This window comes from Pseudomonas sp. 21, assembly GCF_000955805.1.
GTDB lineage: Bacteria > Pseudomonadota > Gammaproteobacteria > Pseudomonadales > Pseudomonadaceae > Pseudomonas.
The window spans coordinates 436059-448695 of the sequence record NZ_JYOA01000003.1 but is presented as its reverse complement, the minus strand read 5'-3'; the positions used below and the strand labels follow the sequence as shown (position 1 = coordinate 448695).

General features: G+C 66.2%; 11 protein-coding genes. 7 read left to right on the top strand and 4 right to left on the bottom strand.

All coding sequences use genetic code 11. From position 1 onward, the window contains the following. Positions 1-42: 42 nt before the first annotated feature. From UB43_RS07605 to UB43_RS07595, 3 genes are all read right to left on the bottom strand, one after another. Entirely contained in the window at positions 43-687 is a 645-nt protein-coding gene (locus UB43_RS07605; RefSeq protein WP_082085803.1) for a glutathione S-transferase family protein, read from the bottom strand. 57 nt (positions 688-744) lie between these two features. Further along, complete coding sequence (locus tag UB43_RS07600) at positions 745-2067, bottom strand: APC family permease (protein ID WP_045209819.1); 1323 nt, start codon at positions 2065-2067, stop codon at positions 745-747. Between the two features lie 159 nt (positions 2068-2226). Beyond that, a complete protein-coding gene (locus UB43_RS07595) occupies positions 2227-3048 on the bottom strand; it encodes a carbon-nitrogen hydrolase family protein (RefSeq protein ID WP_045209818.1) in 822 nt (273 codons plus the stop codon). Positions 3049-3198: 150 nt separating this feature from the next. Here UB43_RS07595 and UB43_RS07590 point away from each other — a divergent pair, with 150 nt between their 5' ends. The 6 genes from UB43_RS07590 to UB43_RS07565 all read left to right on the top strand — a co-directional run bounded on the left by UB43_RS07590 (position 3199) and on the right by UB43_RS07565 (position 9749). Beyond that, positions 3199-3978: a helix-turn-helix transcriptional regulator gene (locus tag UB43_RS07590; protein ID WP_045209817.1), complete on the top strand. Its 780-nt coding sequence runs from the start codon at positions 3199-3201 to the stop codon at positions 3976-3978. Between the two features lie 180 nt (positions 3979-4158). Continuing rightward, complete coding sequence (locus UB43_RS07585) at positions 4159-5538, top strand: L-serine ammonia-lyase (RefSeq protein WP_045209816.1); 1380 nt, start codon at positions 4159-4161, stop codon at positions 5536-5538. Positions 5539-5867: 329 nt separating this feature from the next. Continuing rightward, entirely contained in the window at positions 5868-7478 is a 1611-nt protein-coding gene (locus UB43_RS07580) for an FMN-binding glutamate synthase family protein (protein ID WP_045209815.1), read from the top strand. 205 nt (positions 7479-7683) lie between these two features. Next, a complete protein-coding gene (locus UB43_RS07575; RefSeq protein ID WP_045209814.1) occupies positions 7684-8145 on the top strand; it encodes a hypothetical protein in 462 nt (153 codons plus the stop codon). A gap of 106 nt (positions 8146-8251) precedes the next feature. Then, positions 8252-9088 (top strand): AraC family transcriptional regulator, encoded by an 837-nt coding sequence (locus UB43_RS07570; protein ID WP_045209813.1) that lies wholly within the window; start codon positions 8252-8254, stop codon positions 9086-9088. Positions 9089-9140: 52 nt separating this feature from the next. After that, positions 9141-9749: a LysE family translocator gene (locus tag UB43_RS07565; RefSeq protein ID WP_045209812.1), complete on the top strand. Its 609-nt coding sequence runs from the start codon at positions 9141-9143 to the stop codon at positions 9747-9749. Between the two features lie 4 nt (positions 9750-9753). Here UB43_RS07565 and UB43_RS07560 read toward each other — a convergent pair whose 3' ends face one another. Next, positions 9754-10662 carry a LysR substrate-binding domain-containing protein gene (locus UB43_RS07560; RefSeq protein ID WP_045210235.1) on the bottom strand — a complete coding sequence of 303 codons (909 nt, stop codon included), beginning with the start codon at positions 10660-10662 and terminating at the stop codon, positions 9754-9756. 118 nt (positions 10663-10780) lie between these two features. On the opposite strand from UB43_RS07560, the gene UB43_RS07555 reads away from it, so the two are divergent. Then, positions 10781-12538, top strand: coding sequence for an amidohydrolase (locus UB43_RS07555; protein WP_045209811.1), 1758 nt, complete (start codon positions 10781-10783; stop codon positions 12536-12538). Positions 12539-12637 lie beyond the last annotated feature (99 nt).

Genomic DNA, 12637 nt, shown 5'->3' with positions numbered 1-12637 from the left:
GAACTGAAGCAGAACCTTTGAGGACGCTCTATTTCGCCCGCCTTAGGTCGCCTGGGTATCCGCGGCCTTGACGTGCTCAGCCACCCATTGGGCATCCCGCTGTGCCACTCGCTGGAAGGCCGGGCGACCGGTCACCAGCTCCACGTAGCGCTCGAACACCGGCAGCTTGGGCACCACGCCGAAGCCGATGGTCCAGCGCAGGGCCGCGCCCCACAGCACATCGGCTGCAGTCATGCGGTTGCCCAGCAGGTAGGGGCCGTTTTCCAATTGTTCGGCGAGGGCGCGCATCACGCTGTCGTAGTCGCCATAGGGGCTCATGGCCTGTGGGGCGGCATCGCGTTTCAGGGCACGGTCGACGATGGCCGGCTCGAAGCTGGAACCGTAGAACACCAGCCAGCGCAAATAGGGGCCACGCAGGGGGTCGTCGAGGGCCGGGGCGAGGTTCGCTCGGGGGAACAGGTCGGCGAGGTAGATGAAGATCGCGCCCTGCTCGGTGACCAGCGACTCGCCGAGGCGGATCGCCGGGACCTTGCCCAGCGGGTTGACCGCGAGATACGCCGGCTTGCGCTGCTCGCCGGCCTTCATGTTGATCAGTTCGAGGTCGTACTCGGCGCCCAGTTCTTCCAGCAGCACCAGGGTGCCGCTGGAACGTGTCTGGGGCGAATGGTAGAGAGTGAGGCGGGGCATGGCGGGATCTCCTCGGTCATCACGGCTCGGAGTCCCCAGCATAGCCCCGCGCGAGGCTTACGCCTCCTCGAAATGCATCTCCGGCGGTTGCTGGCGGAAGCCGCCGGTGATCACCGCGAGGTAGATCACACCGAGCACCAGCCAGGTGGCGCCGAGCCAGATCGCCAGGTGGTCGAGGCTGACCATCAGCCACAGGTCGGCGAGCAGGCCGATCAGCGGGAACAGCAGGAACAGCACCAGCTCGCGCAGCCCGCGGCGCTCGGCGTTCAGGTAGTAGTGGAAGATCACCGAGAGGTTCACCAGGCTGAAGGCCAGGAAGGCACCGAAGTTGATGAACGAGGTGGAAGTGGTGACGTCCATGTGCAGCGCCAGCAGGGCCACCACACCGCACAGCACGATACTGTTCACCGGGGTTTCGAAGCGCTTGCTGATGCGCCCGAAGAACGGCCGCGGCAGCACGCCGTCGCGGCCCATGGCGAACAGCAGGCGCGAGGCGCTGGCCTGGGCCGACAGGCCGGAAGTGAACTGACCGACGATCAGGCCGATCAGGAAGAAGCTGACGAACAGGTCGCCGCCGATGTTGCGGGCAATTTCGTAGGCGGCGGAATCAGCGTTCTGGAATTCCACCGACGGGTGCGCGAGCTGTACGAAGTAGCTGGCGGCGATGAAGATGCCGCCACCAATCAGGGTAATCAGCAGGATGGCGCGTGGAATGGTCTTGCGCGGTTCGTGGGTTTCTTCCGTCAGGGTGCTGACGGCGTCGAAGCCCAGGAACGAGTAACAGGCGATGGCCGCGCCGCCCATGATCAGCGGCAACTGGGTGCCCTCCTTGAGGAAGGGCTCCAGGGTCCACAGCGGACGGCTGCCATCACCGGTGATGTAGTGGATGGCCAGGCCGACGAAGGCGATCAGCACAAGGAACTGCACCAGCATCAGCACGCCGTTGATGTTCTTCGCCAGGCGCAGGCCGACCACGTTGATCGCGGTGGTCACGCCGATGAACGCCAGCACCCACAGGGCTTGTGGCACGGCCGGGAAGGCGGAATGCAGGTAGGCCGCGCCGATCAGCCAGATGGCCATGGGCAGGAACAGGTAGTCCAGCAGCACCGCCCAGCCGGCGAGGAAGCCCAGCTTGGGGCTGATCGACTTGCGTACGTAGGTATAGGCGGAACCGGCCACCGGGAAGGCAGCGGCCATGCGCCCGTAGCTGAGCGCGGTGAAAAGCATGGCCACGGAGGCGACGAGGTAGGCCGAGGGGACTACGCCGCGAGTGACGTCGGCGAGGATGCCGAAGGTGCCGAGGACGATGATCGGGGTCATGTAGGCGATGCCGAACAGCACCACCGAACCCAGCGACAGGGTTCGTTTGAGTCGAGCCATTACTGCTTACTCCGCGTTGTGTTTGTTATGGCAGTACTAAGTTGCTGGCCTGCGCTCACCCGCAGGCCCCGCGGGCGCTCTCGTCGCCCGTCGATCTTGAAATAACGCTGTGTCGGCGCAGCCCTGCGCCCCGGCCCTGCAGAAGGCCGGAGGGGAAACTCAGGCGGGAATGATCAGCTCGCGCTGGCCGTCTTCGTGCTCGCGCATCTCGCCGGGCAGCACGAAGCGGCGTTCGGCCAGGTAGCTGTAGTCGCGACGTGATTGCGCCAGGCGTTCGAAGTCCAGTTCGACGATCTGCCGGCACTCTTCGCGGCCGGCCTCGACGATCAGTTGGCCGTACGGGTCGACCACGGCGCTGCCGCCGGCGAAGACCAGGCCGTCATCACCCTCACCGACGCGATTGACCATCACGGCGTAGGCCTGGTTTTCCATGGCGCGGCCCATGATCGCAGTGCGATGGGTCGGGCCGTAGGGGTCCATGTTGCCGTTGGTCACGATGATCAGCTCGGCGCCCAGCTGGCCCAGGGCACGGGCGGACTCGGGGAATTCGATGTCGAAGCAGATGACGATGCCGACGCGGATGCCGTTCCACAGGCAGGTGGCGTAGCGGTCGCCGGGGGTGAAGATGCCGCGGTCCGACGCCCACAGGTGCGTCTTGCGGTACTTCAGGGCGATGCCTTCGGGGGTGATCAGCAGCGTGGTGTTGTAGAAGCGGCCATCGTCAGCGGCTTCGGCGAAGCCCACGGCAACGGCGATGTTCTTCTCCCGTGCGGCCTGCTGCACAGCCTGCACGCTGGGGCCGTCCACCGGCTCGGCGATGGCGGCGATATTCCGCTCGGTGGGGAAGCCCGTCAGCTGGGTCTCGGGGAACACCACCAGTTGGGTGTCGTCGGCGCAGGCGTGGATGGCCTCCAGGGTGCGGGCCAGGTTCCAGGCCACATCGCCATCACGGCCGGCGAGTTGGACGAGTTCTACTTTCATGGGGCTTCCTCGGATGCTTGTATTCCAGTGACCGCGCGACGCAAAAGGGTCAAAATGCGCACCGCGCCGGCTCAAGGCATCCACCGAGTATGCCGGGCGTGCCATCACCGGGTAATTACGCCCGCGTGGTAACCCATCGGGGGTAGAGTCATGAGCCTTTCCCTTCAGGATATCGCCTGGCATCGTTCGGTCGGGCAGCTGATCGAGGCGCTGGACAAGCCCGGTTTCTGGACCTCGCTGGTGCGCCTGCTGGGCCAGTATGTGCCTTTCGACAGCTGGGTCGTGCTGCTCTTCAGCAATGGCAGGCCACAGGTATTCGCCGAATGCCCGGGCGAGGATGGCGGCCCCGACTCGCTGTTCCAGGACTACCTCAAGGGTCTCTACCTGCTCGACCCCTTCTACATCGCCAGCCGCGAGGCGCCCGGCAGCGGGCTGTTCCGCCTGGACGACGTGGCGCCGGAGATGTTCGAGCAGACCGATTACTACCAGCGCTACTTCAGCCTCAACGTGGTGGCCGATGAGGTGCAGATCAACGTGCAACTCGACGGCGAGCGCACCCTGTGCTGCTCGGTGGGCAGCAAGGGCCGCTTTACCCCGGAACAGATCGCCCTGCTCGCCCTGGTGCAGCCCTGGGTCGCCGGCCTGATGCGCCAGCGCATGGCCTTCGAGCGTGAAGTGCAGGAAGCGCCCCCGCCGCCACGCTGGCAGAACCGCCTGGAGTCCACCGCCCAGCAGATGGAAACGCCACTCACCGCGCGCGAGCTGGAAGTCGGCCGGTTGATGCTCAGCGGCTGCTCCAGCAAGGAAATCGCCCGCAAGCTGGCGATCTCCGCCGAGACGGTGAAGGTCCACCGCAAGCACATGTACGCCAAGCTGGGGATCAAGTCGCAGTCGGAGCTGTTCTCGCTGTTCCTGCAGGCGCAGGGCTAGAGCCGCATTTGCAGGAGCGAGCTTGCTCGCGAACAGAGTTTCTTGGCCGGCTCCGCGGTGAACCGGTTCGCGAGCAAGAACTGGGCGTCCCCCTCGCTCCTACAGACAATGCTCGGCCGTCGAGCGGTCGGTGAGCATTCGAGGCCGCACGGGTCCATGCTTGAGACAGGAGGAACCCCCATGAGCCTCAGCGTCTTCGACATGTTCAAGCCCGGCGTCGGGCCGTCCAGTTCGCACACCGTCGGGCCGATGCGCGCCACTCGCGAGTTCGTCGACCGCCTGCGCGACGACGGCCTGCTGGCCCGAACCATGGCTGTCGAGGTGCATCTCTACGGCTCCCTCAGCGCCACCGGCAAGGGCCACGCCACCGACCGCGCCTGCCTGATCGGCCTGCTCGGCATCGACCCGGCCGAAGCCGATCCAGCCGCTCTCGCCCCGCAGGTGGACGACATCCTGCTGCGCCATCGCCTGCGCCTGGGCGGCGTGCAGGAGATCGACTTCGACCCCTCGCGCCAGCTGGTCTTCCACGACGACACCCTGCCCGCCCACCCCAACGGCCTGCACCTGCGGGCGCTGGACGACAACGGCGAACTGCTGGCCGAGCGCATCTGTTATTCGGTTGGCGGCGGCTTCGTGGTGGACGAAGCCGACTTCAACACCGAGCGCGCCCTGCAAGGCAGCCCCATGCCCTACCCCTTCCACAGCGCCGAGGAGCTGCTGCGCCTGTGCCACGAGCACGGTTTCAAACACATCAGCGACCTGATGTGGGCCAACGAACGCGCCCTGCGCAGTGACGAGGAAATCCACACCGGCCTGGCGCATATCTGGGATGAGATGCAGGCCTGTGTGAACCGCGGCCTGGAGACCGAAGGCACGCTGCCCGGCGGCCTCAAGGTGCGCCGCCGCGCGCCCATGTTGTTCCGCCGGCTGAATGAAGCGGACAGCGGCAACCTGATCGCCACCACCCTGGGCGCCCTGGACTGGGTGGACCTCTGGGCGCTGGCGGTGAACGAGGAAAATGCCGCCGGCGGTCGCGTCGTGACAGCGCCCACCAATGGCGCGGCCGGCATAGTCCCGGCGGTGCTGCACTACTACGCGCGCTACGACAGCAGCGCCAACGCCGAAGGCATCGAGCGCTACCTGCTCACCGCCGCGGCCATCGGCATCCTGTGCAAGCTCAATGCCTCCATCTCCGGCGCTGAAGTCGGTTGCCAGGGTGAGGTCGGATCAGCCTGCGCCATGGCCGCCGGGGGGCTGGCGGAAGTCCTCGGCGGCAGCCTGGAACAGGTGGAGAACGCTGCCGAGATCGGCCTGGAGCACAACCTCGGCCTGACCTGCGACCCGGTGGCCGGGCTGGTCCAGGTGCCCTGCATCGAGCGCAATGCCATGGCCTCGCTCAAGGCCATCAACGCCGCCCAGCTCGCCCTGCGCGGCGATGGCCAGCACCTGGTCAGCCTCGACAAGGCCATCGACACCCTGCGCGACACCGGCCGCGACATGATGGACAAGTACAAGGAGACGGCGAAGGGCGGGCTGGCGGTGAATGTGATTGCCTGTTAGTCCGGCGGGAGGCGGTTCGCGAGCAAGCTCGCTCCTGCGAAGAGCGACTCGGCTTCAGGCCTGCAGGAGCGAGCTTGCTCGCGAACAGCCCAGACACAAGATTTCTTGCAGTGCCTGAAACAGGCTTTCTCAGCCCCGGAGAAAATCGTTAGCTTGCTTTCTTTTTCCGTCGCTTCGGGCTACCGTCGATGCCCGCCAGAACTAGAAAGACTTCCGAAAACCCGCCGCATTGACCTTTGCACAGGCACGTTTGCGCGATGCCTGCCATGCTCTGTGGCGGCCCTTTCGGCCAACCTTACCGTGATCAAAGCCCGACGACTGGAGATTCCATGAACCTGTCGCTGCTCAGCCGCTATGCCTTTTTCGCCGCGTGCGTCCTGTTCACCGTGCTCAGCCTGCCCTTCCTCGGGCATGACTGGGTATGGCCCTTCACCCTCACGACCTTCGCCCTGAGCGTGCTCGGGGTCTTCGACCTGCTGCAGGAACGCCATGCGGTACGCCGCAACTACCCGGTCCTGGGCAACATCCGCTACCTGGTGGAGGCCATCCGCCCGGAAATCCGCCAGTACCTGCTCGAAGGCGACCAGGAGGCCCTGCCCTTCTCCCGCGCCCAGCGTGCCCTGGTGTACTCGCGGGCGAAGAACGAGACCGCCGACAAACCCTTCGGCACCCTGATCGATGTCTACCAGTCGGGCTTCGAATTCATCGCCCACTCGATCCGCCCGGCCCCGGTGGCCGACCCCTGCACCTTCCGCGTCAGCGTCGGCGGCCCGGAGTGCAAGCAGCCCTACTCCATCTCGGTGTTCAACATCTCGGCAATGAGCTTCGGCTCGCTGAGCGCCAATGCCATCCGTGCGCTGAACAAGGGCGCCAAGCTTGGCGGCTTCATCCATGACACCGGCGAAGGCAGCATCAGCCCCTACCACCGCGAATACGGCGGCGACCTGACCTGGGAACTGGGCAGCGGCTACTTCGGCTGCCGCAACGACGACGGCACCTTCAGCCCCGAGCGCTTCGCCAAGCAGGCGGTCGATCCGCAGGTGAAGATGATCGAGATCAAGCTCAGCCAGGGCGCCAAGCCCGGCCACGGCGGCATCCTGCCCAAGCACAAGGTGACCCCGGAAATCGCCGCCACCCGTGGCGTGCCCATGGGCCAGGACTGCATCTCGCCCTCCTCCCACAGCGCCTTCGACTCGCCCCACGGCCTGCTCGACTTCATCGTCCAGTTGCGCGAACTGTCCGGTGGCAAACCCGTGGGCTTCAAGCTGTGCATCGGCCATCCGTGGGAGTTCATGGGCATCGCCAAGGCCATGCACGAGACCGGCATCCTCCCCGACTTCATCGTCGTCGACGGCAAGGAAGGCGGCACAGGCGCTGCGCCCCTGGAGTTCACCGACCACATGGGCCTGCCGATGCGCGAAGGCCTGCTGTTCGTGCACAACACCCTGGTCGGCCTGAACCTGCGCGACAAGATCCGCATCGGCGCCAGCGGCAAGGTCGTCAGCGCCTTCGACATCGCCAGCGTGCTGGCCATGGGCGCCGACTGGGCCAACTCGGCGCGCGGCTTCATGTTCGCCATCGGCTGCATCCAGTCGCAGAGTTGCCATACCAACAAATGCCCCACCGGCGTCGCCACCCAGGACCCGCTGCGCCAGCGCGCCCTGGTGGTGCCGGACAAGGCCGAGCGCGTCTACCACTTCCACCGCAACACGCTCAAAGGCCTGGCCGAGATGCTCGCCGCCGCCGGCATCCAGCACCCGTCGCAACTGGAGGCCAAGCACCTGGTGCGCCGCGTCTCGGCCACTGAGATCCGCCTGTTCTCGCACCTGCACTACTTCCTCAAGCCCGGCGAGCTGCTCTCGGGCAACATCGAAGGCGAGTTCTACGAGCGCATCTGGCGCATGGCGCGCAGCGACAGCTTCGAGGCTGCCGCAGGCTGACGCTCAGCTCTCCGTCCTTGCTTCCCGGCCACTGCCCCTTCTGCCACGGCAGTGGCCCACTACTTCGCGAATCGTGCGATCGCCTGATCACAGACAAATCCTGCAATCACAGATAGCATTAAGCCATCAACCACCACAAAACCTCGCAGAGGTTCCACTGGGTGACCACCCCACCGCTGCGAGCGATATACGGACTTACCGCAAATTGATCAGGATTTCCGCAGCCATCGCGCTGGCCGCTCTGTCTCTGTTGGCCGGCTGCACCTCGGCACCTCCCTACGATACGAAGTTGAACCTCACCCCAGATGCTTACTTCGGCCAACTGGTGGAAAGCGCGAGCGGCTGGCCCTACCAGCCCCGGAGCGAGGTGAGTGACCTCAAGTACGTCGTCGCCCGCCTCAAGGTTTACCGGGGCATCAACTACTTCATCGAGGGCATGCACAGCTATTGCATCAACAGCGGCGGAAGGGTCGTCACCTCCCCCCGCAATCAGAACCGTTATGTGGTCGATGGCTGCAGCATGCCCTCCGGTCGGCACTACCTCATCAAGTTAACGCAGCCCAACGCGCAAAACCCCGACCTCGAGTTCGTCTACATGGAACTCATCCCAGGCGGCAACCAGGACGCGTGGAACCTCGCCGCCACTGTCAACGGACTCGTCTACTGAGACAGCCAGCTTCAGCGCAGTCTGACCACCGGCTGCACGAATCTTCCAGACAGCCCGCTTGCGCGCGCTATGCTGGCCGACCGGGCAAGCGGTGCGGAGGCGGCCCATGCACAAAGACAACTGGATCGACCTGCTGCAGGATGCCGACACCGGCATCCAGAGCCTGCGCGCGCACTTCAAGGGCCACGCCTACGATCCGCACTGGCACGACAGCTACCTGATCGGTTTCACCGAGTCCGGCGTGCAGCAGTTCCGCAGCCGCAATCAGCGCCATGTCAGCACCACCGGCAAGGTGTTCTTCCTCGAACCCGGCGACATCCATGACGGCGACGCGCCCACCGAGGGCGGCTTCACCTACCGCACGCTGTATCTCGACGCGCCCTGGCTGGAGCGGGAAATCGCCACCCTGTTCGAGGAAGCGCCGGGCAATTGCCAACTGGCTGTCCCCGAGCTGCTGATCGACGATCCGCAGTTGGCGCGGCGTATCGACCATGCTTTCCAGGCCGTGCACGGGCATGACCTGAAGATCGTCCGGCAAAGCGCCATCGATGACCTGCTCGACGGCATGACCCGCCACCTGCACTGGCGCCAGCGCGGCACCACGCAGGCGCACCTGCCGCTGGTGGCGCAACGGGCGCGGGATTTCCTGCACGCCAACCTGACCGCCGACATCGGCCTCGACGACGTGGCCAAGGCCAGCGGCTGCGACCGCTTCCGCCTGACCCGCGCATTCAAGCAGGCCTTCGGCCTGCCGCCCCACGCCTACCTGATCCAGCTGCGCCTGGCCCGCGCACGGCAGCTGCTCGGCCGCGGCCTGGCCCCGGCGGACATCGCCGCCGACCTTGGCTTCGCCGACCAGAGCCACCTCGGCCGCTGGTTCCGCCGCGCCTACGGCGTGACACCTGCCTACTACCGCAAACGCTGCTCAAAGCTTCCAGACTGAGCCCGTCGCACTGGCGAAGATGAGCTCCCACGGATTCACCGGAGTTCCCGCCATGCACTTCTCGCAGCTCGGCCAATGGCTGCCCTTCGTCCTCTTTGCGTTCGTCGCCTCGATCACGCCGGGGCCGACCAACCTGCTGATCTTCAGCAACAGCGCCCGTTTCGGCTGGAGCGCCGCGCTACCGATCATGTTGGGTGGCTGCGCGGCCGCCGCCGCGCTGGTGTTGGCCGTGGGCAGCGGGCTGGGCGAAGTGCTCGGCGGCCTGCCGCGCGTGCAGCAGACGATGAGCGTGGTCGGCGTTCTCTGGCTGAGCTGGCTGGCCTGGCAGATCTTCCGCAGCCCGCCAGCGGACCTGGAGCGTGACGCCGGCACCGCGCGCCTGGGAGCACTCGGAGCCGCCGCGCTGCAACTGGTCAACCCCAAGACCTGGATGATGGCGCTGGCGGTAATCAGCGTGTACGCCGGCCACGGCGTCGACCGGCTGGACCGCGTGCAGCTGCTGTCCCTGCTGTTCTTCCTCGTGTCGGTGCCCTGCACGGCGGTCTGGGCCAGCCTGGGCATCGGCAGCCAGCGCCTGCTCTCGCCCACGCAGATGCAGCGGCTCAACCAGTTGATGGCGATCCTGCTGCTGGTGTCGGCCTGGGCCGGGGCATTGCTGTAGAAACCTAGAGGATGCCGTTGCGCCGCAGGTACTCGCGCAGATGCTCGATGAACGCGTGGATCTTGCGCGTCGCCCGGCGATTGCTCGGGTACACCGCGAGGATCTGCGCGCCGAAGGTGTCCGGTTCGAAGAAGTAGTCTTCCAGCACCGTCACCAGCCGCCCGCTGCGCAGGTGCTCCAGCACGCTCCAGTGCGGGCACGGCAACAAGCCGTGCCCGGCCAGGCAGGCGGTGAGCAGCACCGCCTGGTTATCGCTGTTCAGGCGACCGCTGCGCGGGGTCGAGAAGCGCTCGCCCTCCACGTCGAACCACCAGCGGTCATCCAGCGCCGGATGACGGTAGACCAGGCAATCGTGGTCGATGATCTCGCTGGGGTGCCGCGGTGTGCCGCGCCGGGCCAGATAGGCCGGGCTGGCGCACATGATCAGGCGGCTCTCGGCCAGCGGCTGGGCGATCAGCCCCGGCAGGTCGCTGTTGCCCATGCGCAGGGCGAGGTCGTAGCGACCATCGAGCAGGTCGACGTAGCTGTCGGAAAGATCGACTTGCAGGCGCACGTCCGGGTGCAGGTCGAGGAACTCGGCGCAGGCCTGGTCGAGGAACACCGGGCCGACGATCAGCGGCCCGGTGATGCGCAGCACGCCGCGCAGGCTGTGCTGCAGCTGGGCGATTTCCTCGGTGGTCTCGCGCATCCGCGCCAGCACCTCGCGGGCGCCATCGAGATAGAGCTGGCCGGCTTCGGTCAGCGACATGCTGCGCGTGGTGCGCTCGAACAGGCGCGCGCCGACTTCGATTTCCAGCTGGCCGACCGCCTTGGTCACCGCCGAGGGCGTCTTGCCCAATTGCTCGGCGGCGCGGCTGAAACTGCCGGTCTCGGCACTGGCGACGAACATCGCCAGGCTGCTGAATCTGTCCATCGTCATTCGTGCCAATCCTTCACAAGTGTTATGCCTGACGGCGTCTTCCGTACGATCCGGTCCGCCAGTAGCCTGCGCCGCAGACCAACAATAATCCACCGAAAAGCAGAGGGAAGTCATGCACGGCATGCTCAAGGGCGCGCTGGCGCTCGCCATCGCACTGGGTACTTTTGAAGCTCAGGCACAGAACGCGGACCTGATCCTGTACAACGCCAAGGTCTTCACCGCCGAGCCTGGCCAACCGTTGCAGCAGGCCGTCGCGGTCGCCGGTGGCAAGGTGCTGCAGGTGGGCTCCAACGAAGACATCCGCAAGCTCGCCGGCACCGCCAGCAAGCAGGTCGACCTGGGCGGCAAGGTGCTGATGCCCGGCTTCATCGACAGCCACTCGCACTCCATCTTCGGCGGCCTGGAGCTGATCTCCGCCAGCCTGCTGGACGAGCAGATGGACCTCGACGCCTTCGAGAAGCGCCTCAAGCAGGACCGCGACAGCGGCAAGGCCAAGGTGCACGACACCGTGGTCATGAACGGCATGAACTCCACCTACTGGTCCCAGGCCGACGGCCTGGCCAAGCGCTTCAACCAGGGCGAGTGGAAGGACACCCCGGTGGTGCTGATCGGCAGCGACCACCACACCGCCTGGGCCAACGCCGCCATGCTCAAGCGCGCCGGGCTGGATGCGAAGCGCCTGCGCGGCCTGAGCCCGCTGGAGCAGGAGAACGTCGCCCACGACAAGGACTTCAACCCCACCGGCTTCCTGGTCGACTCCGGTTTCGACCTGGTGGCCGCCGCGATGCCGGTTCCCGACACCGCCACCATGGACCGCGCCGGCGTGGCCGCGGTGAAGTACAACAACAGCCTGGGCATCACCGCCTGGATGGACCCGGCCGCCAACGGCACGCCCGGCGAAGCGCTGTTCGCCATCAAGCCCACCGAGAAGACCGTCGGCGTGCTGCCGGTCTACCGCGACCTGACCCGCGACGGCCAGCTCACCGCCCACGTCGCCGCGCTACAGGTGGTTAACCCGAAAAGCACGCCGGCCGATCTGGACGTGATCGAGAAGGTCCGCCAGCAGTTCCAGGGCATCCCGAACCTGACGCTGCCGGGCATCAAGGTGTTCGCCGATGGCGTGATCGAATTCCCCGCACAGTCCGCCGCGCTGCTGGAGGACTACAAGAACAGCCACAAGCCGGGCGAACTGCTGATCGATCCCAAACACTTTGGCGAACTGGTCAGCGCTGCCGATGCGCGCGGCTGGCTGGTGCACGTGCACGCCATCGGCGACCGCGCGGTGCGCGAGTCCCTCAACGGCTTCGCCCAGGCGCGCAAGGACCGGCAGAGTGGCGTGACCCACTCGATCACCCACCTGCAACTGGTCAACCCCAAGGACTTCCCGCGCTTCAAGGAGCTCGGGGTGATCGCCTCGATGCAGCTGGACTGGGCCACCGCCGAGCCCTACACCGTGGAGCTGGTGAAGCCCTACATCGCCGACGAGGCCTACCGCTACATGTACCCGGCCAAATCCTTGCTGGACAACGGCGCCACCATCGCCGGCGCCAGCGACTGGCCGGTGTCCACGCCTGATCCGCTCAAGGCCATCTACCAGGCGGTCACCCGCCAGGGCGAGGAAGGCGTGCTCAACGCCGCCGAGAGCGTGGACCGCCAGACCATGTTCTACGCGTACACCCGCAACGCCGCGCAGACCATCGGCCTGGGCGACAAGATCGGCAGCCTGGCACCCGGCAAGCAGGCCGACATGGTCGTGCTCGACCGCGACGTATTCACCGTGCCCGACCAGCAACTGAACGAGGCACGCGTGCTCCACACCCTGTTCGAAGGCCGCGAAATCTACCGCGCCGAAGACCAACCGGCTCTCTGAGCCGGGCTCCTGCGCCGGGGCGTGAACACCCCCGGCGCCCTGCCCGCCAGCCCAACCCTTGCCGCAGCTTCCCGAGTTGACCGGGAGGGTCGGCGCTGC